The 23,513-nt window shown below is 47.6% G+C and carries 21 protein-coding genes; 14 read left to right on the top strand and 7 right to left on the bottom strand.

What is annotated here, in order from left to right; translation table 11 throughout:
- The first annotated feature begins 35 nt into the window (after window positions 1-35).
- Both ACFVVF_RS04790 and ACFVVF_RS04785 read left to right on the top strand, forming a co-directional pair.
- Window positions 36-1,133 carry a mandelate racemase/muconate lactonizing enzyme family protein gene (locus ACFVVF_RS04790; protein ID WP_387805877.1) on the top strand — a complete coding sequence of 366 codons (1,098 nt, stop codon included), beginning with the start codon at window positions 36-38 and terminating at the stop codon, window positions 1,131-1,133.
- On the top strand, window positions 1,106-2,443 hold the full coding sequence (locus tag ACFVVF_RS04785; protein ID WP_387808832.1) for an alpha-L-fucosidase: 1,338 nt from the start codon (window positions 1,106-1,108) through the stop codon (window positions 2,441-2,443). Before ACFVVF_RS04790 ends, ACFVVF_RS04785 begins: the two co-directional genes overlap by 28 nt.
- Before the next feature lie 120 nt (window positions 2,444-2,563).
- On the opposite strand, the gene ACFVVF_RS04780 is transcribed toward ACFVVF_RS04785, so the two are convergent.
- Complete coding sequence (locus ACFVVF_RS04780; RefSeq protein ID WP_387805875.1) at window positions 2,564-3,535, bottom strand: arsenic resistance protein; 972 nt, start codon at window positions 3,533-3,535, stop codon at window positions 2,564-2,566.
- A gap of 161 nt (window positions 3,536-3,696) precedes the next feature.
- On the opposite strand from ACFVVF_RS04780, the gene ACFVVF_RS04775 reads away from it, so the two are divergent.
- Window positions 3,697-5,100 carry a hypothetical protein gene (locus ACFVVF_RS04775; protein WP_387805873.1) on the top strand — a complete coding sequence of 468 codons (1,404 nt, stop codon included), beginning with the start codon at window positions 3,697-3,699 and terminating at the stop codon, window positions 5,098-5,100.
- A gap of 71 nt (window positions 5,101-5,171) precedes the next feature.
- Here the strand turns inward: ACFVVF_RS04775 and ACFVVF_RS04770 are convergent, their stop codons facing one another.
- Complete coding sequence (locus ACFVVF_RS04770) at window positions 5,172-6,521, bottom strand: hypothetical protein (RefSeq protein ID WP_387805871.1); 1,350 nt, start codon at window positions 6,519-6,521, stop codon at window positions 5,172-5,174.
- A 264-nt stretch (window positions 6,522-6,785) separates the two neighbouring features.
- Between ACFVVF_RS04770 and ACFVVF_RS04765 the strand changes: the two genes are divergently transcribed.
- The gene (locus tag ACFVVF_RS04765) at window positions 6,786-7,202 is read left to right on the top strand and encodes a FixH family protein (RefSeq protein ID WP_387805869.1); all 417 of its coding nucleotides are present in this window, start codon (window positions 6,786-6,788) and stop codon (window positions 7,200-7,202) included.
- A 62-nt stretch (window positions 7,203-7,264) separates the two neighbouring features.
- Here the strand turns inward: ACFVVF_RS04765 and ACFVVF_RS04760 are convergent, their stop codons facing one another.
- On the bottom strand, window positions 7,265-8,155 hold the full coding sequence (locus ACFVVF_RS04760; protein ID WP_387805867.1) for a LysR family transcriptional regulator: 891 nt from the start codon (window positions 8,153-8,155) through the stop codon (window positions 7,265-7,267).
- A gap of 185 nt (window positions 8,156-8,340) precedes the next feature.
- On the opposite strand from ACFVVF_RS04760, the gene ACFVVF_RS04755 reads away from it, so the two are divergent.
- The 3 genes from ACFVVF_RS04755 (at window position 8,341) to ACFVVF_RS04745 (ending at window position 11,730) form a co-directional block, all read left to right on the top strand.
- On the top strand, window positions 8,341-8,820 hold the full coding sequence (locus ACFVVF_RS04755) for a GlcG/HbpS family heme-binding protein (protein ID WP_387805865.1): 480 nt from the start codon (window positions 8,341-8,343) through the stop codon (window positions 8,818-8,820).
- 318 nt (window positions 8,821-9,138) lie between these two features.
- Window positions 9,139-10,347, top strand: a complete 1,209-nt coding sequence (locus ACFVVF_RS04750; RefSeq protein ID WP_387805863.1) for a M20 metallopeptidase family protein — start codon at window positions 9,139-9,141, stop codon at window positions 10,345-10,347.
- A gap of 717 nt (window positions 10,348-11,064) precedes the next feature.
- A complete protein-coding gene (locus ACFVVF_RS04745) occupies window positions 11,065-11,730 on the top strand; it encodes a YdcF family protein (RefSeq protein ID WP_387805861.1) in 666 nt (221 codons plus the stop codon).
- A gap of 112 nt (window positions 11,731-11,842) precedes the next feature.
- Here ACFVVF_RS04745 and ACFVVF_RS04740 read toward each other — a convergent pair whose 3' ends face one another.
- Together ACFVVF_RS04740 and ACFVVF_RS04735 are read right to left on the bottom strand one after the other, a co-directional pair.
- The gene (locus ACFVVF_RS04740) at window positions 11,843-12,274 is read right to left on the bottom strand and encodes a pentapeptide repeat-containing protein (RefSeq protein WP_387805859.1); all 432 of its coding nucleotides are present in this window, start codon (window positions 12,272-12,274) and stop codon (window positions 11,843-11,845) included.
- Window positions 12,275-12,400: 126 nt separating this feature from the next.
- Window positions 12,401-13,288: a LysR family transcriptional regulator gene (locus tag ACFVVF_RS04735; RefSeq protein ID WP_387805857.1), complete on the bottom strand. Its 888-nt coding sequence runs from the start codon at window positions 13,286-13,288 to the stop codon at window positions 12,401-12,403.
- 125 nt (window positions 13,289-13,413) lie between these two features.
- On the opposite strand from ACFVVF_RS04735, the gene ACFVVF_RS04730 reads away from it, so the two are divergent.
- Window positions 13,414-14,340 (top strand): DMT family transporter, encoded by a 927-nt coding sequence (locus tag ACFVVF_RS04730; RefSeq protein WP_387805855.1) that lies wholly within the window; start codon window positions 13,414-13,416, stop codon window positions 14,338-14,340.
- Between the two features lie 53 nt (window positions 14,341-14,393).
- On the opposite strand, the gene ACFVVF_RS04725 is transcribed toward ACFVVF_RS04730, so the two are convergent.
- The gene (locus ACFVVF_RS04725; protein ID WP_387805853.1) at window positions 14,394-14,981 is read right to left on the bottom strand and encodes a TetR/AcrR family transcriptional regulator; all 588 of its coding nucleotides are present in this window, start codon (window positions 14,979-14,981) and stop codon (window positions 14,394-14,396) included.
- 181 nt (window positions 14,982-15,162) lie between these two features.
- On the opposite strand from ACFVVF_RS04725, the gene ACFVVF_RS04720 reads away from it, so the two are divergent.
- From ACFVVF_RS04720 to ACFVVF_RS04695, 6 genes are all read left to right on the top strand, one after another.
- Complete coding sequence (locus ACFVVF_RS04720) at window positions 15,163-15,903, top strand: SDR family oxidoreductase (RefSeq protein ID WP_387805852.1); 741 nt, start codon at window positions 15,163-15,165, stop codon at window positions 15,901-15,903.
- A 991-nt stretch (window positions 15,904-16,894) separates the two neighbouring features.
- Window positions 16,895-18,082, top strand: a complete 1,188-nt coding sequence (locus tag ACFVVF_RS04715) for a carboxylate--amine ligase (protein ID WP_387805850.1) — start codon at window positions 16,895-16,897, stop codon at window positions 18,080-18,082.
- 56 nt (window positions 18,083-18,138) lie between these two features.
- Window positions 18,139-19,686, top strand: a complete 1,548-nt coding sequence (locus ACFVVF_RS04710) for a UDP-N-acetylmuramoyl-L-alanyl-D-glutamate--2,6-diaminopimelate ligase (protein ID WP_387805848.1) — start codon at window positions 18,139-18,141, stop codon at window positions 19,684-19,686.
- Between the two features lies 1 nt (window position 19,687).
- Entirely contained in the window at window positions 19,688-20,473 is a 786-nt protein-coding gene (cuyB, locus tag ACFVVF_RS04705) for a cysteate racemase (RefSeq protein ID WP_387805846.1), read from the top strand.
- 213 nt (window positions 20,474-20,686) lie between these two features.
- Window positions 20,687-21,460: an SDR family NAD(P)-dependent oxidoreductase gene (locus ACFVVF_RS04700; protein WP_387805844.1), complete on the top strand. Its 774-nt coding sequence runs from the start codon at window positions 20,687-20,689 to the stop codon at window positions 21,458-21,460.
- A gap of 75 nt (window positions 21,461-21,535) precedes the next feature.
- Entirely contained in the window at window positions 21,536-22,348 is an 813-nt protein-coding gene (locus tag ACFVVF_RS04695) for an SDR family NAD(P)-dependent oxidoreductase (RefSeq protein ID WP_387805842.1), read from the top strand.
- Between the two features lie 51 nt (window positions 22,349-22,399).
- On the opposite strand, the gene ACFVVF_RS04690 is transcribed toward ACFVVF_RS04695, so the two are convergent.
- A complete protein-coding gene (locus ACFVVF_RS04690) occupies window positions 22,400-23,509 on the bottom strand; it encodes a GerAB/ArcD/ProY family transporter (RefSeq protein ID WP_387805841.1) in 1,110 nt (369 codons plus the stop codon).
- Between the last annotated feature and the right edge of the window lie 4 nt (window positions 23,510-23,513).

Raw genomic sequence — 23,513 nt, 5'->3', positions numbered from 1 at the left:
ATCGATAACCTAAACGATCATATGGAGGAATCGCAATGAAAATTACGAAAGCAGAAAGCTTTATTTTACATGTGCCTATTACACCGCCTATTACGGATGCGATCAACGTTGCTACACATTGGGGCGTAACCGGCGTCCGGATCGAGACAGATGAAGGCATTACCGGTTACGGCTATACAGGCACCTGCGCTAAAGGCGATGAGATGATTGCGGACACGATTGACCGCTACTACGCGCCAGCTTTAATCGGCAAAAATCCGTTTATGGTCAAGCAGCTGTGGGAAGAAATGCGATTTGGACCGATGCACTGGATCGGCCGCGCAGGTGTAACGCACATGGCGCTCGCCGCTGTCGACATTGCGCTGTGGGACATTATGTCCAAAGCGGCCGAAAAGCCGCTGTGGCAGTATTTGGGCGGACATAAGCCCGAAGGAATTAAGGCGTACAACACGAACGGCGGCTGGCTGAACTGGAGCAAGGAACGGCTGATCGAGGACATGAGCGCCATACTGGACCAAGGCTTTACCGCTGTGAAAATGAAGGTCGGCAAGGAGAATCCAAGGGAGGATTTCGAGCGGGTCGAGGCGGTTCGCCGGGCAATTGGCGACCATACCGGTCTGATGATCGATGTCAATCAGCAGTGGAATATTACGACCGCTATGACTTGGGGCAAAAAGCTGGAGCAGTTCGACCTCATCTGGCTGGAAGAGCCGCTTAATCCGGACGACATTGCCAATCATAAGAAGCTTGCTGATGAGCTGAACGTGCCGATCGCCTTGGGCGAGCATGTGTACAACAAGTATGCTTTCCGTGATTATATCGCGCAGGGTGCGGTGGAATACGTTCAGGTGGACGTAACCCGCGTGGCGGGAGTAACGGAATGGCTTCAAGTAGCGGGACTTGCAGCGGCATATGACTTGCCGGTATGCCCGCATGTCGGCGACATGGGTCAAATTCATCAGCATCTCGTCGCGGCTACACCGGGCGCCGTTATGCTGGAGTACATTCCTTGGATTCGCCATATTTTTGAGGAGCCGGCAACGGTAAAAGACGGCTTCTACGTGCTTCCGCAGCAGCCAGGCGCGTCGACGACCATTATCCCGCAATATTTCGAACAATACCGCGTTCGATAACAGATAACGATTACAAACAAGAGGAGAGCGATACTATGAAAGCCTTACATCCAGAAGCACAGTGGTTTGACGAAGCAAGATTTGGCGTGTTTATTCATTGGGGACCTTATGCACTGCGGGAAATTGAAGCCTCTTGGCCGCTTATGCCTCATTTCCATCAGCACACGGACATGGAATCCTACGAAAGCATGGCCGATGAGTTCAATCCCGATCAGTATGATCCCCGTGAATGGGCAAAAGCGGCGAAGGAAGCCGGTGCCAAATATATCGTATTGACGGTAAAGCATCATGACGGCTTCTGCCTCTTTGATACGAAGACAACTGATTACAATGCGGTGAAGCGCGGTCCAAAGCGGGATTTGGTCGCACCGTTTGTAGAAGCGGCAAGAGCCGAAGGGCTGAAGGTAGGGCTGTATTTTACGACGATCGACTGGTATGATCCGGATTTTGCTACGATTCCAGTAACTTCGCACATTCAATCACCAAAGCCGAATGTCTACGATCCTCAGCGCTGGTGGGAGTTTCACAAGCGTTTTGTTGAACAGCTTCGTGAACTGCTGACCAATTATGGACGAATCGACCTGATCTGGTTCGATGTTCCCGGCTTTGGCGCTGATCGCTGGAGAAGCAGTGAAGTGAAAGCAATGATGCTTAACCTGCAGCCTCATCTGATCATTAATGACCGGCTGCCGGAAGCGGGCGATTATGAAACACCGGAGCAATTCGTGCCGCTACATCCGCCGGATGAGTGGTGGGAAACCTGCATGACGATGAATAATCAATGGGCCTATCATTCGGACACATCTGCGTATAAGAGCACGGTTACGCTGCTGAATACGCTGCTGGAGGTTACGTCAAAGGGCGGCAATCTGCTGCTGAATGTAGGGCCGCGTGCGGACGGAACGTGGCCGGAAGAAGCGAAGGAGCGCTATGCGGCAATCGGCAGCTGGCTGGCTCATTCCGGAGAGAGCATCTATGGAACGAGCCGCGTTCCTATGCATTATCCGCCATGCTTCTACGGACCGATGACGACGAAAAACAACACGATCTACCTGCATGTGCGTGATGTGCCGCGTACTCCGGTGGAGCTGCGCGAGGTAGGCGGCAAGATCAAAGGCGTTCGTTCGCTGAAATCAGGTAAGGAGCTGACTTATCGCGTCGAAGAGACGCACGGCTTCTTCGGCGGTGTAGACGGAGATTACTGCGTCAGCCGTGTATGGATTGATCTAGCGGCAGAGGATTGCGATGAGTGGAACAGCGTAGTGGCCGTCGACTTCGAGACGGCTCCAGTATGGCCGGGACGCCGGTAATAACAGAGGCAAAAAAAGTCTAATGGCTTGAGATTTGGGACTGACCCTTGTATGTAAGACAGGGGTCAGTCCCTTTCAAGTTATTAGGCTTTATTAGGTTTGTCTTTCTATTTAGCTTTCTTAGGGCTTAGCATCCCTTAATAGGAATGAAGGCACTAACCGGATATAGAACAGCTCGGCGATGAGTTCCACTATCGTTTGAGTGACGATAACAGCGGCCGCAATCGTTGCCCAATCATCCGGCAAAGCAAGCGCCAGCGGGAGGACGACGAGCGAATTACGCGTTCCTGAGCTGAATAGGACAGCTCGTCCTGCGCCTGTATCGAGACGAAACCATTTGACGACGAAGCGCGAAAACAACGGCATCACGAGATGAAACCCGATGTAGATGGGAATTACTTGAAGCAATAGGTCAATATCATCGATAATTTTGCCAATTTGCGAAGCGACAACGACGACGAGGACCAGAGCCATAAATGGAACAGGCAGCCATGCGGTTGCTTGCAGAAAGGCTGTGCCTGTTGACTGTTTGTTTGCCCATAGCTGGGTAGCGACCGCAAGCAGCAGCGGAATGACGATCAGGTAGAAGAACGCTTCAGCGAACGGACCGGCTTTGACGATGACGGTTGTATCTTTTCCAAGAAAAAGCCACAGATATAAGGGCAGGAGAACCATCTGAACGACGAATAAAATTGGTGTTGCGGCGAGCAAAAGCCGCTCATTGCCGCGTCCGAGCTGCGTAAAGACGATGACATAGTCGATGCAAGGCGTTAGCAGCACGAGAAATACTCCAGCAAGGACGGCTTGTGATTGCGGAAAAAATTGCGTCAACATCCATACTAAGACTGGAACGACGACAAAATTGGATACGAGCAAAGCGCTGATAAATTTGGCGTTGGATAAGGATTCCCGCAGCTGCAGGAATGGAATTTGGGCGAACATGCTGTATAACAAAATGGCAAGCAGAGGGGAAATCGCGATATGCAGTGCATTACCGGCCCCCGGGCTGTACGCTCCATAAATGCCGCCGATGACCAGCGCAACGACATAGACCCAGATTTGATGCTGTTCTAGCTTCTCTCTTGTAATCAAAACCTTGAAACTCCTTTTTTAAAATAAATTATACCATGAAAAGAAAACGGCGTTCCCCGGTTTCTGCAACTTTAAAGCGTATGCCGCCGTTTCTATTATATGTAAATTAAAGAAGCGGAATGTAATCATGTGCAAGTATCCGTAAAACAAGGAGGGATCGTATGCGATATTTTGTTAGTCTGATCGTCGTAATGTTCGTATTGACGGGATGTACGAGTACGGAACAGCCGCCCGTTAACAAAATTTCTGACATTAGCACTGAAGCTGTAAAGGCAGCTCCGTCTCTAACTCCAACCCCATCTCCGTCACCATCTCCAGCTAAAGCAACAATACAACCGGACGAATTAGTTGAGCCGTCTTTATACTTCGAGCAGTTTGAAACGGTACCCGAACATCAACGGGTTGTCATGGTAAGGTCGAATGTGGATATGCAGAAGGACTCGTTCAATAGGGTGCTGGAGAGTACCTTGAAGAAAAGTGATGAGAAGGCTGAGTTGAATTACACACTGGAGTGGGGAACGCCGCAATTGTTGCAAATCCGTTTTCAATTTGATAAAGAGGCCCTTACGTTTATGTTCAACTTAGACGAGGCCAAAACCGTCGATGGAAGGACGTTTGCCCGTAAGGATCAGCCGAATACCAATAAAGTGGTCGTGCGCTATAACGGCCGACAGCCTAGCCTTACGCTGAAAAATCCGCTTACCAACAAGCAGAGCATCATCCCGGTCTGGGATACCAATTGGATCAAGACGATCAAAGCGAACGGGGGAGACGAGCCGTCGTTTTTATTTTACGGGAAAGACCAGCATCATTTGTTCACGATCTCAAATAGTAAAACGGTTAAGCTCCCTGTCGTGCTGGATAAGCAGAAGGATGATTACGGAAATGATTATGGATACAATGATATGTACTCCGATCAATTCTATTCGGGGTACACCTACTTGGTACAAGGCAATAAAAGGCTTTACAGAGTGGATCTGAAGGACGGGAATCGGGAGCTTCTGCATCAGTTCGAGAAGCCGGTTTACGGCTTATCCTCATCACCTGACGGGAAGAAAATTGCCGTGTTGTACGCGCATGACGATTTGATTGGTCCAGTTGCCGATTTGAAAGTGTTTGATGCAAAAGGAAAGCCGATCTATACGTTGGAAAATGCGTCTCATGTGTCCCACAGTGACGGATTTCTATTCGTCTACCCGCTAAGCTGGGCGGATAATTCGCATCTGATTCTTCCAACAGACGTTGGGGAAAACAATCCTCTAGGCAGAATTGTGCTGGATTTCGAAAGCAAAAAACAATCGGTTCTCACGGATAAGCGTCTGACGAAGCAAGTGATTGCTGATCTATTCGCTCATGAGAAAAACGAGGATTACTACACTGTATCTAATCTCCGCTGGTCTCCAGATAGCAAGCTGGCAGCTTTCCAAATAAGCGATGGCCAAATCTGGATCTACAACACGAAGGATCGTTCCTTCCAATTTGCCGGAGCAGGTACACTGCTGGATTGGATGCCGAACGGACAGCTGGCATGGGCAAATACGCTAAATGCAGCCTACCGGTTCTGAAAATGCATAAAAAAACAAGCCGCCTATTTCGATAACTTCGAATAGGCGGCTTGTTTAATTAAAGGCTATTCTTACAGGCCTTCACCGTTCAGGTAGTTGAAGAAAGGACCGTCAACCCAGAACGTGTAAGTGGTAACTTTTACAGATGGATCTACAGTAGCAAAGCCTTTAGCAATTGCATCTGTTTTGTCTGGCAGGGAGAAGGTTTGTGCATAGTAATGACCGTCAACGATTTTGTTGTTGGCAATTTCTTTGTAGCCTTCCGTTTTTGTCAGCGAGTAGTAGAGCGGTTGGAACCACGAGCCCGCAATCAGACCTTTTTGGCCAGCCACGTCTTTCTTCGCATAAGACCAAATCATTTTGTCGAACTTCACTTTGTCAATCGTGTTCGCAAATTCAAACTTAATATCATACTCTTTCGCATAGTTGATATAGTTGCCGTTCTCCGTCAATACCGCTTGGTTGGTATCGTCAATCGTTGGCGTGCCCCATTCTTTCATATGAATGAAAGCGGACGTTTTTGGCTCGAATTGTACTTTAGCATCAATGCCTTCGCTGCGAAGCAAGCCGATCAGTTGAAGCGCATGCTTCACATTGGAGTGACCGTAAGTAACGGACAAAGATTCAACGAAGTTCGCGTCAAAACGGGAATCTTTCAAGTTGTAGCCTGTAACGATATCTTGTTTCAGCGCGCGGTCTACAACCTCTTGCAGTTTAGGGATTTGAATGATGTTGGAAGTCGTGTAAGCCGTATAGAACTTGGAGTAGATATCAGCGTCGCTGACATAACCGATATACTGCTTGTATTTGCCGTTAATCGTCAACACTTTGCCAAGCAGTGCTTGCGTCAAAGCGGTGGAAGCAGCGGCATTGGTTTTGAATTCGCCGTAAAAATCAGTAGGGATAAGTCCAGTATCTACAGCAGCTGCAAGCTCTTGAGCAGTCGTGCCAGTTACCGACTTCGTCGATACGCCGAGCTTAACGAGCGCTTTGTCAACTTTATCCTTCGGATAAGTCAAAGCCAGCTCTTGCAGATTGGCTGCACGAAGCGAGATCAGCGCTGCAACCAGCGGTTTCAGCGGCTGCTTAGGCTCAACTGTAGTTCCACCGAGGATACCTTTGCCGTGCAGAGCAGCTGCACTTGCATAAAGCGGGTCAGTAGCAGCAATATCTGTGAAAGCAACTTCTTTATCCGCTTTCGGATTGCCCAGAATTGCAGCTGTGTATTGAATGAAATCGCCTTTCGTAGCTTTAGGCGCGACAGTCAAGTTGTACTTGTCCTTGAGGAAAATGCCGTATTCCGCAGCGGTTTCGGATTTTGCGGCAGCACCAGCAGGCAAAATTGCGGCATTGAGCAAAAATGCTGCTGCTAGTAGAAAGGCAACCATATACTTGGCTGCAGGTGATACTGATCTTTGCATAGTAATCTCTCCCTTTTTGAATTCCGACAATTGTAGTCGACATTAAGAGAGATACTAGCATTGCTATGCCCGATGTGTCAATAGTTTTGCAGGAAAAAAAGAGCAGATTGCGAGATCATTTCCTCTCCGATTGCATTTATGGATTTTATCGTTTTTTCTGGTGGGATAAAGGAATCTATTACTTTTATATATAGATAGCAGAAATCTTATATTATTCATTCTATAAATGTATAGGTATACTTAGGTGGCAAAGGAGGCTATGACATGAAAAAAACGATAATTGGCATTGCCATGCTGCTCATGACGTCCGCATGTTCCATAGCAAATGACGAACAAAGCGGCGGCAGGAATCATAAGGTTGAGGTGGAAGTAAAGCCGGTTCAGGAAGTGCTTTTGCCGGGGCGCGCTATTTTGGTAGACGCTCATGTTACACAGGGGAACGACAACGTTGCAAATGCCGAAGAGGTACAGATCGAAATCTGGAATGGGGACCGCACGACGCATGAAGTGGTGACGGCATCACATTGGCGGGATGGCGTGTACCGGGCCAAGACGATTTTTCCGGAAAGCGGAACTTATTATATAAATGCTAATGTGAAAAATACAGACGGAAGCGCAACTGCTCCTGAACAGAAATTGATTATTCAAAAAGTGTTGGGCGAACCGCAGCAATCATCCTGAAGCTGACGCGAATCCTCGAATGCCGTCCCGATTTCGTCCAGTTAGGGCGGGATCGGGGCGGCTTAGCGCGCTTGTATGGTCATGTCTGTTCGAACGATCGATATAAAAGCTTTAACAAACGCTTCAAGTTTATCCTCTTTGTGTGCGCATAGCAGAATGGTGTTCGTAAAACGCACCCTTGGCACATCAACCTCGGCCAATTCTCCCCGTTCGATAAAGGAGCTGGATACAAGCGAGGATACAAAGCTCACTCCATAGCCTGCCGCAACTGCCTGAATGGTCTCATTCAGCCCGTTGAACTGCAGCTCGATCTTTGGCGGCTCCACGTTGTTGTTATGGCAAATTTCCAGAAGCCTCATCTTCGTAGCGCTTCCTTCTTCCCGCATAATAAACGGTTCATTCATCATCGCTTCCATCGAAACGCTTTGATTGGCGTATTTATGGGTTGGCGCGACGACAAACCGGAATTCATCCCGGTACAGCTCCAAGCAGTAGAGCGCCTGATAGTCTTCGTCGGTAATATCGCTATTACCGAAAATCGCGATGTCCGATTCATAGTTTTTCAAGCTATGAAGTGCTTTTTGCGAATTGACCGTTGAGATTTCGACCTCAACATCGGGATATTTCTGCTTGAACAGAGCCGCCCATTTCGGAATAAGCACGCTCGTCGCCAAATAATTGCCGATAATTCTCAGCTTGCCTCTAGGGTGATTCCGATAATCTGCAATCATCGCCCCAATCTGCGGCTCCAATTCGAATAGCTTTGCGGTTGGCTGCATCAGTCTTTGTCCGAAAGGAGTTAGGACGAGATGCCTTCCTTTTTTCTCAAACAGAACGATATGATGCTGTTTCTCAAATTGCCGGATTTGCGAGGAAATCGCGGGTTGGCTGATGGCCAGTCTTTTGGAGGCTTCGGTCACGCTGCCGGCCTGAGCGACTTGATAAAAAAGCATTAGGGCATGCAAATTAATGGACATCAGGGCACCTTCCATGGCTTTCTTTACTGCTTAAGGTGAATGCAGTGCTGTCTTTTTATACATGAATTTCGCAAAATAATGAGCTGTGAGCTGGGTTATTATCACGGTTTTCTCTGCTGCAACATATGGTGTAGGAGAGTTCAGGGAGGAGCGATTATTTCGTGCTAACTTTGGAGGCAGCAAAGCACTTGGCGGAGGTTGGGGAGAATAAGGCCCGGCAAATGGGATTGCGGATTGCAATTTCAATTGTGGACGACGGAGGGCATTTGCTCGTTTTTCATCGGGTGGAGCGGGCCCGGATTGCCGGCATTGAAATTTCGAAAAACAAAGCTTGGACAAGTGTCAGCATGCAGCAGCCGACCTCGAATTTGGCGCAATCGGCGCAGCCTGGAGGGCCGGCATTTGGCATTAATACGACCAATGAAGGCAGAATTGTCATACTAGGAGGCGGCATTCCGTTAAAGGTCGGAGACCATATCGTAGGCGGAGTTGGGGTGAGCGGCGGAACAAGCGCCCAGGACATTGAAGTGGCGACTGCAGTCGTTCAAGCCTTCGAATCGATGGTTGCAGGGATGTCGAATGGAGCGAATGCTAACGCTAATGCCAACGCCAACGCGCGTATTGGTTCGTACAGGTATTAAGGAGGATAACGGGCAGATTAACTTGCAGACCCTTCGGGTAACCGGGGCCTGCTTCTGCTTGCCAGCGAGCAGGACAAGCTCTTATTTTCAACTTGGCGGTAGTGTGCTAGACTAGTGCTGAGCAGCAGGCAATACTTGTGCCGGACTCATTACATCCTAAAAAGCATGATACGCGATCGCGATCAAAATAGTTGTTGACCGTTCAAACGGAAACATCCCGAAGGCTAGCATATTAGTTGGGATGTTTTTTTGTTTTTTGTGAGCAAATTAAATTCTTGATTCAGGACGATAACGCCATGTTGGGAAGGAATGAATGAGATGGAAGCCGTCTTACAATACGTTGATACATTAAAGGAAGAGCTGATTGCGCTTCGCAGAGAGTTTCATCAGCATCCGGAAATTTTATTTGATGTGGACCGGACAGCGGGGAAGGTCGCCCGTTATTTGAAAGAGCTTGGACTGGAGGTTCAAGAGCAGGTAGGCCAGCATTTTGGCAAAGGGGTAGTCGCTGTGCTGAACAGCGGCCGGCCGGGTCCGGCGATCGTGCTTCGCGCCGATATGGACGCTCTGCCCATTACGGAAGAGAATACGGCCGATTATCGCTCTAAGCAGGAAGGTGTCATGCACGCATGCGGGCATGATGCGCATATGACGATGCTGCTTGGCGCGGCCAAGGCTCTCAGCCGGCATCGTTCGGAAGTTAACGGAATTATTAAATTCGTCTTTCAACCTGCTGAAGAGAGCGCACTGCTGAGTCCCATTGATGGACGGATGATTAGCGGCGGACGCGACATGATTGAAGCGGGGGTGCTGGAAGGGGTTGATCTGTGCTTTGCGATGCATGTTTGGCCAGAGCTGCCGAAGGGCGTAGTTGGCATACACAGGCGGGAGGCGATGGCGGCATCTTCACATTTCCGAATCGCTTTTCAAGGTGTTAACGGACATCACAGCACGCCGCATCTTGCCGTGGATGCTCTCTCGATGTCCGTCCAATTCATTACCGACGTGAAATATGCGCTGGCGATGGAGGTCGATCCCTTCCAGACGTCGGTGCTTTGCTTCGGAACGCTGCATGCCGGGACAGCGACCAACGCCATTGCCGGAGAGAGTGAGCTAAGCGGAACCTACCGTGTCTTTGATACGGAGCTAACGGCTAAGATTCACCGGATACTGGAGAGCAGGGCAGAGGCAATAGCGAATACGTACGGCGGAAGCTATTCTTCGCACTACCGGCTGGGTACTCCGCTCATAAACGATGCAAAGGCTGTAGAGATTACTTTGCAAGCCGGGAAGCAAGTGCTTGGAGAAGAACAGATCATGCAGTTGGAAAAGCCAAGCTTAGCCGGTGAGGACTTCGCGCTCTACTTGCAAGAGGTGCCTGGCGTATTTGCTTTTCTTGGCATCGCTAACCCGGAGCAGGAACAGAATTATCCCCTTCATCACCCGAAGTTTGATATTGACGAGGATGTATTGACTACCGGAGCGAAGCTGTTTGTTTCGTGGGTGAGACAGGCGCAGGCACAATAAAGATGGTGCTAGTGGCAGAAGCAGGAAGGCTGTCGAGAGGTCTCCGCAGCCTTTTTTTTTGTTTTTGTGCATGGCAAAGTTGAAGGGGTGTCAATCAGATTCTCATAGAGTGCCAAGGCTTTTTAACCTAACGGTTATTGGCGGACCTCTTCGGAAATTATGAAGCTCCAGCATTCTTGTTTATTTGGCTGAATCATGTCACTTGCTACGACGAAATTGCATCAAAATGTAAAAGTGCAGGTTGTCAGCCGTTAAATTGGCGATTTATGCCATCAAAATGCAAATGTGCATTTTAATTGGGTTAAAAAGGCTATTTTTCCTAAAATACAGCGATTTCAAATGCACTTTTACATTTTGAGCGCTGTTTTGGGCCTTATTACGCTAATCAGCATGCACTTTTGCATTTTGATTTGGGATGGAATGACTGGAGCTGATTTCCTGCTGAAATAGGTCAGCGAAATTGAAGTTGCTTGGCTCCGTTCCTATTGTCTCCCGTGTAGTTTAGTGCTGATTAGGCGTTGTTTCACTTTTAGAAAGCAAGGAGTTTACGGACGCACTATCGAATAAGGATTATAGGTTGATTAGAGTATTAGTCAGATAGAACTTTTTGTATAAAAGGATGAATTCGAGATCGCTTTAAGTCATTTGTAACTAGCATAGAATAGCAGCTTCTCATTACATATGGACCAACCCAAATCAACATGAGGAGGATTCGAATTGCAGCCACTAATCCCGAAAGAGCCGCAGGTACCTGAGTTAAACGATTATCAAATTGAGAGATTGACCGAGATTACTTTCATGCCCATAACAAAACCTCAACCTTGTGATGTCCTATTTATTTTCGCTGGAACGCATCCTGGTCATTGGCTAAAAGCAATTGAAGCATACAAGCTAGGTCTGGCCAAGCAGATCATTGTTACCGGTGGGGTAAGTCCTACGGGAGTGAAACATCCGGATTGGAAAGACCCGCTTACACCGGAAGCTTATGTCATCGTGGAGGAGCTGGTAAAGTCCGGGATAAGCAGATTGGTCATGTCCATTGAAGACAGGTCGGGAAATACGTTGGAAAATGTATTGTTTGCTAAAGATGTATTTGATTTTGAAACAATACGATCTGTCCTGTTTATTTGCAAGAACCATACAGCTGGAAGGCAGTATAGAACGCTTGCAAAGCATATCACGAACCCTATAACCTACATTCCCTTCGGTTTCGATGCTGCTTATAAGGGAGTGACCATATCAAGAGAGAATTGGATGGAGACGGAGATCGGAAGGTCGAGGGTTTACGGCGAGTTTTTGAGAATCCAGCACTTGGGAAAGATCGGACATATTTTGCCTATAGAAGAGCAGGTGTTTGGATTGGATGAGGGAGCAGAAGGGTAATAATATCATACCCAATAAACGTTTTTTGTTATATCTCAATATTGGAAGTTTAGCCAGGAATAAGCCGCCACTTTCGGGCGGCCTGTATTAAGTTTTATCAGTAGCTTGTTAATTAAATTTGATTTCTGGCTTCGTCATATGATTTTTTTTGAGGGACCGATCCCTCATTCAATCGGTAATCGGGATGATTTTCAATCAATTCTTTTATTGCAACACCGTTTATTATTAGTCCATCGATTACACAATTTTCGAACGTTAGATTAACAAGATGCGAATTGGAAAACTTGGCGCCTTCCAAGGTGCCGGCATCAAAATCCAATCCGAAAACATCGCACTGATTCATGGACATGTCCCACCATGCATTACCTTCCACTTTCATTTCCGATAAATTGCTTGCTCGAACCGTGGAACCCGTTAAGTCAACATGAGTGAGTTGGGCGTTCTTCATGTTTGCATATTTAATGGTTGTCTCATTCAAGTTGGCATTTTCAATTGTGGAGTTCGTCAAATCTCCAGAATAATATTTGCCGTTTGTTTCATTCATTTTCGAGCCTCCCCCTAATACGGAATGATTTCCCGCTCAGACAGTTCGCTTCACATACTCATTATTCCTGCATAAAAGCTCATCAGTAAGCCGTTCGGCCGCGCCATTTCATTACTCTAACCTTGCTTATTTCATAAGACGGATATAGTTTTCTTTGTTTTCAACAACGAAATCCAGGAAGCATCTCACTGCGATTGAGGCTTGTTTTCTGCTCTTTATCGCTATGCCAATGCTTCTGGTGAAACTGGGCGATGTTTCTTTGCTGATGATGTTATACGAGGTTCTTCTAAGAATAAGTTCAGCCAAGATGCTTATGCCGAGCCCGTTTTCCACCATGGCAATGATCGTGTAATCATCATCGAGGCGGTATTCAATCTTCGCTTTAATATGATGCTGGCGAAACATTTCCAGCACTTCTTTTTTTGTCCCTTCCTCCAAAAGGATCATAGATTCCTGTTCGAAAATGGTCAGAGGCACAGACTCTTCATGCGCATAAGGATGATTTGCTGGCAAAATAGCGAGCATCCGGTCCTCCATGATCGGGATCACTTCAAATTCTTTTAAAGTAGGCAAATCCACAAAACCGAAATCGACCGTTCCTTCCGCAATCCAGATTTCGATCTGGCGGTAGTCTCCTTGAATCAGCTCGAACTTTATATTCGGGTGCCTGGCTTTAAAGTCTTTAAGAAGGGGAGAGAGCAGATGGCAAGATATGCTGGAGAACGTGCCGATCCGGATAAGGCCGCTTTCTATGCCATGCAGTTCAGATACTTTCTCCGAGAGCTCGTTGTGGGCATGGCTTAGTTTTTGAATAAAAGGCAGCAGCTCTTCGCCGTCTGAAGTAACAGAAACGCCAGCATGGCTTCGATTCAACAGCTTGATGCCAAATTCATTTTCCAATGCGATAACAATTTGGCTGACGGCCGATTGCGAATAGTTGCAATAATCGGCTGCTCGAGACAAGCTTCCGAATTCTATGATTTTCATAAACACTTCATATTTCGTCTTTTTCATAAATTAGCTCCGCTTTGGATATTAGATATTCTTATTTTCAATATACCATATATTCGCTTCTCTTATGTTCCCGGCATATGTAAGATACTGTTCGTGTAGGATTACAGGAGCTAAGGGGAATCAGAATGACACAGAAACAAGCGAATTTAGTTTTAGCTACAGTATCCATAGCCTGGGGACTGTCTTATATTTTTATGAAGCTTGGCATTGACGGAATGCCCCCGGCAACGATAGTGGCATTGCGCTGCGGCATTGCTTTTCTAGTGACTGTACTGATTTTTGGTAAAAAACTGCCGAACATCAATAGGAAGCTTTTGAAGTATGCCTCGATTTCCGGTGCTTTACTGGCAGGCATTTTTGCCATGCTGTTGTATGGGATTCAGAATACATCTGCTACCACTGCAGGCTTTTTGACGAGTACGACGGTAATAATGGTTCCTGTCATTCAAGCGGTACTGCATCGCAAGTTCCCGTCCCGAAATATCATGGCTGGCATTGTGATCGTATCCATTGGATTGGTGCTCATGACTGTTCACGATCAGTTGACATTTGATGCAGGCGCAATCTATTGCTTGGCTGCTGCGCTGCTTTATGCTGTTCATATTATGGTCTCGAACCGTTTTGTCCGAGAGTCCGACCCCTTACAGCTGGGGATTTTTCAGCTTGGCTTTGCTGCTCTGTATGCCACTGCATTTACCTTTATGTTCGAAGCACCACAATTGCCAGACAGCCCTATTCATTGGATAGCGATTCTTGGATTAGCCCTAATATGCAGCGCTTATGGTTTTGTCATGCAATCTGTCGCTCAAAAATATACAACAGCGGTCAGTGTCGCATTTCTATTCTCGCTTGAGCCTATTTTTTCAGCGATCTTTGCCTTTTTCTTTTTGAAGGAGATTGTCGGACTTAACAGTTATGCAGGTGCTGCACTCATCATTGCTGGGGTTTTAACAGCGAATCGAAGCATGAGTTCCAGTACGGGGAAAGAACGCGAAGAGAAGCTTCGCTTCTCGCAGAACAACAGGGGAGATAGACACTTTTTGCGAAAATAATGCAGTAAAACTTCTGCCTGGCGGACAGAAGTTTTTTTATTGCTGAAGATTAACTATGTTATGCGAGGGAAGGGGAAAACCTCATTTTTTTCGTACAGTTTTCGAACCTGATTGGCCATATATTCGGGGGAATGCGGCATTTTGTTGCGAATCCACCACTCGAGTATGCCGGTGAATGCTGACGCCATAAACTGTGCATTTAGTTCATTATCGATCTCAGGCTGTGAGTTTTGCTTATCGAGCTTCTCTTTAATGTTAACTGCTACAAACTGCAGCAGTCTCTCCCGGAACAAAGATGCTCTCTGATTCGAAAAAATAGCCGTAAAAAATAATGCGTTCCCTTCAAAATAATCAAATACCGGCTTTAGATCGCTAACCATCGAGGTGAGTTGGGAGCTTGATTCATGCTCACCGCAAAACGCGATCAATTGGTGAATGTGCGCCTCGATGCATTTATCGAGCAGATCATACTTATCCGTATAATGCAGATAGATCGTTCCGCGATTAACGTTGGCCAGATCGGCAATATCATTAATCGTAATTTGCTCGAGCTCTTTTTCGGAAAATAACGTCAGAAAAGCCTTGTTAATCGCTTCCTTGGTCCGAAGAATTCGTCTATCGAGCTTGGCTGTTGTCTCCATATTCGCTTCCAGCCTCCAGTTTAATGAACAGTTTGATGGCATCTGTTGCATATGTAACAAATGCGCATGGATTAACGATTGAACGATGCGTTGTTGTCTATATAATGTTAATCAACGGCCGTTATTTAATCAACATGAATTCAATAAAATACACGAGTTCATTAAAAGGAGAGGTAATGAGATGGAAAACATCAAAGATAAAGTGGTCATTATAACAGGGGCATCAAGCGGAATTGGAGAAGCGACAGCCAGGCTGCTTGCTCAACACGGAGCCAAAGTTGTATTGGCTGCTAGGAGAGAAGACCGGCTGCAGGCTGTGGTGAAGGAAATCGAGCAAGAAGGCGGAACGGCTGTATATAGGAAAACTGACGTTGTCTCCTCTGACGATATGCAGCAGCTGGCACAATTCACTTTGAATGAATATGGCCGCATTGATGTATTGGTGAATAACGCTGGCATTATGCCGGTATCCAGACTGAACGAGCTGCGAGTAGCAGAATGGGATCAGATGATTGACGTGAACATTAAGGGTGTACTGTATGGTATCGCTGCTGTTCTTCCCACAATGCGCGAGCAGAAGGGCGGACATATCATTAACGTATCTTCCGTTGCCGGTTATGAGGTCAGTCCGACTTCGGCTGTATACAGCGGCACTAAGTTTGCTGTTCGTGCAATTTCGGAAGGTCTTCGCAAGGAAGAATCGCCTTCCTCCAAAATTCGTTCCACTATTATCGCTCCGGGCATGACGGAAACGGAATTGCTGGGCACGGTGAAAAGTCCTGAGGTTCAGGCAATGGCAGCTCATATCGGTGCGCTGGCGATTTCGCCGTACAGCATTGCACGCGCTATTGCTTATGCGATTAATGAGCCGGAAGATACGGGGGTTAATGAGATTATTATTCGTCCGACTGCGCAACCTTAAACGTGGGGTTTGGCGATTGGCGATTGCTTCTTGGGGCGGTAAGGCTGTCGAGATTTTACTCGACAGCCTTTTTTAAACCCAAGGGCCGCTGCGCGTTTTGGTTCATGCTGCTATTCTTGATTCCATTATTCCTGCCGCTCCGCAGCGGAAATTGGATAGAACCTTCGAAAAATCATCCTGAACTCAAAACGCTCCGCTCACCCTCCGCGCTCCAAACCCCAAGCCTCGCTCCGCCAGTCCACTGTTTTCATTGCAGGGGTCAGGGGCCGCTGCGCGTTTTGGTTCATGCTGCTATTCTTGATTCCATTTTTCCTGCGCTCCGCAGCGGAAATTGGATAGAACCATCGAAAAATTATCCTGAACTCAAAACGCTCCGCTCACCCTCCGTGCAAAGCACAACATTTAAAGACAAAAGCCAAGAGCCCGAAACCCTAATCTCCAAAGTCCAACCCCCAAAGTCCAACCTCCAAAGTCCAACCTCAGAAGTCCAACTTCCAATGGCCAACTCCTAAGCAATACCGCGAACCCACCATTGTCATTGTCTAACTCACATTTACCGAAGCTAGCTTCACTGTTTTGCGAAGCAGGTTCTCTATAGGCATCGGCTTGTCCCATCAAAATGCAAAAGTGCAGTTTAGCGGCCGAATTTTTGGCGATTTAGCGCTTCAAAATGCAAAAGTGCAGTTTGATTGGCCTAAAAAGCCCCGAATAAGCCGATTTGGGCGATTTCAAATGTATTTTTGCATTTTGAGGGCTCATATGGCCATTTTTGGGCTTATCAAAATGTACTTTTACATTTTGTTCCTCATTTAACTTAAGGGAAAACATAGCATGCCCCCAATTTATAAGACCTTCGACCCTTGCGGCAACAAATTTACAATGTAGATACAAGTTCGAAATATGTATCTGTTTAAATACATACAGGACCAACAAGCTACGCAGGTCAACAATTACGCAAAATATTTATTACTTGAAAATAGGATGTGCTTACGTGAAACATAAAGCGGTCATTTTGGGCTGTAATTATTATATTGGCCTCAGCACGATTCGCTGTCTAGGCCAGTACGGCATTCATACGGTTGCCGTGGATTATGCCAGCAAGCAGGCATACGGAGCCAAGTCGAAGTTTTGCTCAGAGCAGCTGATCGCTCCTCATTATAAGGAGGACAAAGAAGGCTTTGTCCGGTTTCTGATCGATTATGCCAGCAAGCAAAGTCACCCGCCAGTTCTTATTCCTTGCCATGATTCTTATGTGGAGATCGTGGATGAGCATTTGACGGAGCTGAAGCGCTATTACTTGATTCCGCAGACGGAGCAGGGGCTGTATACGAAGGTTATGGACAAGGGGACGCTTCATCTTCTGGCGACGCAAAACAATGTTCGTGTGCCCGAGACGGTGAAGCTGAATGAAGAGCATTTTTTCGAGAAAATTGAAAATATTATTCATTATCCGTGCATCGTTAAACCGGTGGATTCTCCTGCCTTTGTTGCCCGCTTTCGGCGCAAGCTGTTCAAGGTACATAACAAGGAGGAGCTGACACGGGCGTTAGATGAAGCAGAGCAGGCGGGGCTGGAAGTGATTGTGCAGCGCATTATTCCGGGGTTTGACGACCATATGCACACGTTTGACGCTTACCTTAACCAGCAGTCGCGGGTGACGCATTGGGTAAGCTGCCGGAAGCTCCGCCAGTATCCCGTTAATTTCGGAGCCTCGGTCTATACCGAGTATAAGAAAGTACCGGAATTGTATGAGATCGGCGCGAGGTTTCTGGAGCAGATCGGATGGAAGGGCTTTGCGGAAATTGAGTTCAAAAAAGATGCGGAAAGCGGCCAATTTTATTTAATCGAAATTAATGTCCGCATTACAAATTTGAACGTCCTGCTCCATAAGGCGGGGATGAATATTCCGTACCTCACTTATTGTGAATTGACTGGTACCGAAGTACGTCAGCCCGCAGAAATAAAAGCAACGAAGCGTGTATTCTGGTATGCCTACGAGGATTTGCTGGCGATACGCGATTATTGGCGGACAGGACAGCTGACGCGCGCTCAGGTTATTCGTTCGCTGCTGTTCCGGCCAAAGGCTTACGCGATATGGGACTGGAAGGATCCGCAGCCAGCCCTCGCATACATGGGGATACTGCTCGGCAAATTTCTAAGGAAAGCACGCAAAGACTAACCCATATGACACAGATGCTTACACAAGTTACAAAGGTTACAAAGGAGGTTCGCTTTATGTTGTTGTCATCCATCACTGCCTGTCTTGAACATACTCTGCTGCAAGGTGATCCGCAAATCGAGATTGCTGCGATTGCCTTCGATTCCAGGGAAGTGAAGCAGGGAAGCCTTTTCGTTGCCATCAGCGGTTTCGAAACAGACGGTCACAAATATATTGAACAGGCGATCGAGTGCGGAGCCGTAGCCGTCGTGGTCGAAAAGAAAGCCGATGTTAGAGCCGGAATTCCAGTTCTAATGGTACAGGATGCAAGAGATGCCCTCGCTAAGCTCTCGGCTGCCTTTTACGGCAATCCTACTGCTGCAATGAATCTGATTGGCGTGACAGGGACGAATGGCAAAACCTCCATCACGTATCTCATTCAAGCCATTCTGGAGCAAGCAGGCCGTTCGGTCGGGCTGATTGGCACGATGGGCAGCCAGATCAAAGGCATCGCAGTTCAGACCCGTAACACGACGCCTGAATCGCTGCATTTGCAGCAATTGTTTGCAACGATGAGGGAGTCCAGGGTAGAGGATTGCGTCATGGAGGTCTCCTCCCATGCTCTGCATCTGAAGCGTACGGCGTACAGCCAGTTCAAGACGGGCATCTTTACAAATTTAACTCCAGATCATCTGGAGCTTCATCAGTCTATGGAAAATTATTTCGAGACGAAAGCCCAGCTATTCGATCAAGCGACAGAATGGAACATCATTAACGCAGATGATCCTTATGGCCAGCTCCTCATCAAGAGGTTGAATGATCGCAACAGCAAAACTCCAGTCCTGTCTTATGGCATTCATTCAGAATGCGACATTTACGCGACTCAAATTCAATGCTTTGAAAATGGTTCAGCCTTCACAGCCCATACTCCAGCTGGCGAGATTGCCATTCAGATTCATTTTCCAGGGATGATCTATGTGTATAATGCATTAGCTGCAATTGCCTATGGGGTCAGCCAAGGTATCAGCCTCTCAACGATTCAGCTTGGACTTCAGCACCTGACCGGTATTCGCGGTCGAATGGAGACTGTGTACGAGGATGCAGCCAATAAAGTCATTGTTGACTTCGCTCATACGGAAGACGGCTTGGAGCAGGTGCTGACGACGATACGTTCCTTTGCAAGCGGCAGAATCATTCTTGTATTCGGTGTCTATGGAGCGGATGGCATTCATGGGGAGCGAAAGCGGAGAGCGATGGGCCAGGTGGCAGGAACGTATGCGGATTTGTCAGTCGTAACCTCGGACAATCCGAAACGCCAAAATCCGGTGCGTCTCATTCATGAAATCACAAGAGGCGTAAAACAAGCGGGGGGCAGCTATCACTCCTTCGTTGACCGCAAGGAAGCGATTCATTATGCCCTATCCAAATGTCTGCCGGGAGATATCGTACTGATTACAGGCAAAGGCCATGAGACAACGCAGCTATTAGGCAATACGCAAGCCCCTTTCAATGAGAAAGAAATTGTTAATTCATTTATGGCTGCGAGAAGCCTCGCTGGAGCTGAAGTTATTCATTCCGTTCACGCAGCAGAACTGGACACGCTAGAAATTGTCAGGGGGAAATAGGATGGTGTCTCGGGGAAAGACAATGGCTGCGTCACGGCTGCGGTTAGGTGTGCTAGGCGGAATGGGACCGCAAGCTACGGCTGTTTTTATGGAACGGATCGTTGCACGAACTGCTGCGAAGCAGGATCAGGACCATGTTGATATGGTCGTACTCAATCATGCCTCGCTGCCTGATCGAACGGACGCGATAATGAGCGGTGATCATGATAGATTTATAGAGGCGGTGCGCCGAGATCTGGAACTGCTTGAGCTGGCGGGAACGGCAAACATCGCAATACCTTGCAATACTTCGCATTTTTTCTATGAACAGATGCAGCAGCTGACTGCTGTCCCCATCATTCATATGGTCAATGAAACCGTTCAGACAGTTAACAAGCCGGGCGACGGGGTTAGACGTGTCGGTCTGCTGGCAACGGACGGCACGATCAAGAGCGGTGTATATGCCGAAAGCTGTGAGCGTAGTGGCTTGGAATACGTCATTCCGGCACAATCACTTCAGCGAAAAGTGTCGCAAATTATATATGAGCAGGTCAAGCGAGACGGAATTTTAAACGCTGCTGAATTGATCAAGGTTGTGCAGCAAATGAGGGAAACCTATTATTGTGACCGGATCATTCTGGCCTGTACAGAGCTGTCGTGCATCCCGCTTCCCCTGCAATTCAGAAGCTATGTAGCAGACGCGATGGATGTTCTGGTAGAGCGCGCGATTGAACGATCTGGAGGCACTTATACAAACAGGAGCAGCAATCGCCGGGACGCTTCAGCTTATGAAGCCGGCATCATTTAACATATTGAGAACAATCGGTAAAAAATAATTATTTACTGATCGTTCTCAATATGCTAATATCATTTCTAGAAGAACGAAGGCGGCCTTCAACGCCAGCATTTTTCTTCAAATTAATATGGTGGAATATTTTTTTTCATCTTTTTAGAATGATCGTTCCCATTGGGGCGATTAATACAACTGTTGTTCATAAAAAAAGCAAGGGAGAGAGTGGAAATGGGAAGATTATACGGTAAAGTCGCTTTAATTACTGGCGGAAATAGCGGTATTGGACTCGCGACTGCAAAATTGTTTGCAGCCGAAGGAGCAAAGGTTGTTATTACAGGACGGAATCAGTCCACGTTAGATGCGGCTGTTCAGCAGCTTGGTCCTGACGCTTTGGCTGTACAAGCGGATGCTTCAGATCCGGCAAGCGCCGAGAAAGCAGTAGCTGCAGCAGTCGATAAGTTTGGCGGTCTGGACATCGTATTTGCGAATGCCGGGATTTCGGCTCAGACACCAGTAGGCGGAACGGAATTATCCGTTTTCGAAGAGGTGCTTAAAGTGAACGTAACCGGCGTATTCTTTCTGGTTCAGGCGGCATCGGCACATTTGAAGGCAGGAAGCTCCGTCATACTGAACACTTCGGTTCTGGCCAAAGCGGGCAGCCCTGGCTACGCGGCATATGCAGCTAGCAAAGGCGCTGTGAGCAGCATGGCACGGGTGCTGGCATCAGAATTGTCGCCGCGAGGCATTCGGGTTAACTCCGTTTCCCCCGGCGCAACACGTACTCCAATCTGGGGACAGTCGACGGATGAAGGTTTTGCGAAGCTGGAGTCCGTGCTTTCGCAAAGCATTCCGTTGAAGCGCTTAGGTGCGCCTGAAGAAATTGCGAACGTTGCGCTGTTTCTGGCATCCGATGAATCCTCATTCGTTCAAGGCGCTGAGATTAGCGCAGACGGAGGCGCGGGTGCATCTCCGCTGGGAGCTCCGATCTATCGCCAAGGTTAACGAGCTTCTGCCGCTGCAAGCATTCAATTAATGACATTAATAATCACAATATAGGATAGAAAAGGATGATACGAAATGAGTAGAGTATGGTTTATTACAGGCACATCTTCAGGCTTTGGCCGTAAATTCGTCGAGCAATTGCTGGATTCCGGGGATAAAATCGTAGCAACCGCGAGGAAGCTGGAGGACATTGCCGATCTGAAGGAAAAATCGCCTGACAATGTTCATCTCGCAGTATTGGATGTAACGAATAAAGAGCAAATTCAAGCTGCGGTTCAAGAAGCGGTTGACAGATTCGGCACCATTGATATTGTCGTCAACAATGCCGGCTATGGCCTGTTTGGGATGCTGGAGGAATATACGGACGAGCAAATCCGCCATCAATTTGACGTCAACGTATTCGGCATGCTTGATGTTATCCGCGAGACGCTGCCAGTCTTCAAGAAACAGGGCTCAGGCCATTATGTCAATCTCTCATCGGTCTTCGGCGTTTGGGCTGTACCGGCCTACAGCATTTATGCCGCTTCCAAGTTTGCCGTTGAGGGCTTCTCGAAAGCGATGTCTCAGGAGCTTGCTCCGTTCGGCATTAAGACAACGCTCGTGCAGCCGGGTGTGTTCGAGACGGAATTTATGGGACAATCCCAAAAGCTGTCGAGCCCGCTTCCTGAATATGCACCAGTCTATGATGCGTTCTACCAAAGCTACAATTCGCTTCAGTTAGGCAAGCAGGAAAAAGCGGTGGAGGCGATGATTGCGATGATCAACAGCGACAATCCTCCATTGCATTTCCCGGTTGGCTCAATGGCTACCTACAGCATCAGCGATGCGCTAAGCAAACGGCTCGATGAAGTGAAGGAATGGGAGAAAGTATCCCTCATTGCTGAATAAGTTAAATGCACTGGGCATAATAACAGCCGCTCCGCGAATATGGAGCGGCTGTTATTGCTTTTTATCCCGATTGCTATGATGCCGAATAGCTGTTACTGCCAGAATGAGCAGAACGGGAACGGTGTAAGCTAGCGTATTAAGCAGCGGCCATGTCACATTGACGAACTCCTCCAGCTGCGACTCCTTAATGTAGGTGGTTAACGAGAGCAGGAGGCAAATGAAAGCTGCGGGAAATACGATAATCCGTTCATTTTTCAAGCCTAGAAGCTCTTTCAGCAGCTTAATCAGGATGAGCAGCAGAATAGACGCTTTGAAATAAAAGCCGACGATAAGCGAGAAACCGATGACCGATTCGATTCGCTCAATGACTTCCTGGAACGAGATTAATCGCGCTAATTGGTATAAGGAGTATTTCAAATCTCCAGACAATGGCCCAAGCACCATAATGCTGCTGATGACGGAAGCAATTAGCGTCAAGGAATTGATAATCAGGGCAATATACATATGCTTGCGAAGCTGGGCGTTCTCGTCCTTGCGTACAAACGCTAAGATAACCGAGAAGACGACAAGCTCAGAGTAGGGAAAGCCATACACCACATAAGAGGCGTTAAGAATCGGCCCTATTCCATCAGGCATTATGGGCAGCAGATATTGCGGATGATACAGGTTGGCGACCAGAATCCAGATCAGAACGATACAGCCGAACATGAGAAACATAAACACGGCGGCCATCCGGGCGATGACCTCAATGCCTGCCATCGCGGTCAATCCGATCATAATGAAAAATAAGGTGCTTACAGCGTAGGTAGGGGTCTCCTTCAGCATCGTATTTTTGAAGAAGATTCCGATCTCGATGACGACGCCTGCAATATTCCAAGTTAATACGAAGACGAAGGGGATAAGCACAAGGAAGGTAAGTCCTTTACCCAATGCGGCACGGCCTTGCCCGACAAGTGAAAGCTCAGGGGCCAGCCGGTTCAAATAAAGTACTGCCGCCAGCAGAATCATTCCCATGGCCGTAGCAATGAGAAGAGAGATCCATGCTCCATTGCCTGCAATGTTCGTTAAGGGCGCAGGGACGATAACGATGGAGGAACCCGTCATGAAAAACAGAAACAGCATGGACATTTGAATTGAACTAACTTGTTCTTGTTGTTTCATAGGT

Source organism: Paenibacillus sp. NPDC058174 (assembly GCF_042883865.1).
Lineage (GTDB): Bacteria > Bacillota > Bacilli > Paenibacillales > Paenibacillaceae > Pristimantibacillus.
The sequence above is the reverse complement of the archived record's forward strand: the minus strand, read 5'-3'. Positions and strand labels throughout refer to the sequence as shown.

Excerpts from the sequence above, each read along its gene's own strand:
- ACFVVF_RS04790 (WP_387805877.1), top strand. The coding sequence starts at position 36 with ATGAAAATTACGAAAGCAGAAAGCTTTATTTTACATGTGCCTATTACA.
- ACFVVF_RS04775 (WP_387805873.1), top strand. The coding sequence starts at position 3,697 with ATGCGATATTTTGTTAGTCTGATCGTCGTAATGTTCGTATTGACGGGA.
- ACFVVF_RS04770 (WP_387805871.1), bottom strand. The coding sequence starts at position 6,521 with ATGCAAAGATCAGTATCACCTGCAGCCAAGTATATGGTTGCCTTTCTA.
- ACFVVF_RS04765 (WP_387805869.1), top strand. The coding sequence starts at position 6,786 with ATGAAAAAAACGATAATTGGCATTGCCATGCTGCTCATGACGTCCGCA.
- ACFVVF_RS04760 (WP_387805867.1), bottom strand. The coding sequence starts at position 8,155 with ATGCTTTTTTATCAAGTCGCTCAGGCCGGCAGCGTGACCGAAGCCTCC.
- ACFVVF_RS04750 (WP_387805863.1), top strand. The coding sequence starts at position 9,139 with ATGGAAGCCGTCTTACAATACGTTGATACATTAAAGGAAGAGCTGATT.
- ACFVVF_RS04740 (WP_387805859.1), bottom strand. The coding sequence starts at position 12,274 with ATGAATGAAACAAACGGCAAATATTATTCTGGAGATTTGACGAACTCC.
- ACFVVF_RS04735 (WP_387805857.1), bottom strand. The coding sequence starts at position 13,288 with ATGAAAAAGACGAAATATGAAGTGTTTATGAAAATCATAGAATTCGGA.
- ACFVVF_RS04730 (WP_387805855.1), top strand. The coding sequence starts at position 13,414 with ATGACACAGAAACAAGCGAATTTAGTTTTAGCTACAGTATCCATAGCC.
- ACFVVF_RS04725 (WP_387805853.1), bottom strand. The coding sequence starts at position 14,981 with ATGGAGACAACAGCCAAGCTCGATAGACGAATTCTTCGGACCAAGGAA.
- ACFVVF_RS04720 (WP_387805852.1), top strand. The coding sequence starts at position 15,163 with ATGGAAAACATCAAAGATAAAGTGGTCATTATAACAGGGGCATCAAGC.
- ACFVVF_RS04710 (WP_387805848.1), top strand. The coding sequence starts at position 18,139 with ATGTTGTTGTCATCCATCACTGCCTGTCTTGAACATACTCTGCTGCAA.
- cuyB (WP_387805846.1), top strand. The coding sequence starts at position 19,688 with ATGGTGTCTCGGGGAAAGACAATGGCTGCGTCACGGCTGCGGTTAGGT.
- ACFVVF_RS04700 (WP_387805844.1), top strand. The coding sequence starts at position 20,687 with ATGGGAAGATTATACGGTAAAGTCGCTTTAATTACTGGCGGAAATAGC.
- ACFVVF_RS04695 (WP_387805842.1), top strand. The coding sequence starts at position 21,536 with ATGAGTAGAGTATGGTTTATTACAGGCACATCTTCAGGCTTTGGCCGT.
- ACFVVF_RS04690 (WP_387805841.1), bottom strand. The coding sequence starts at position 23,509 with ATGAAACAACAAGAACAAGTTAGTTCAATTCAAATGTCCATGCTGTTT.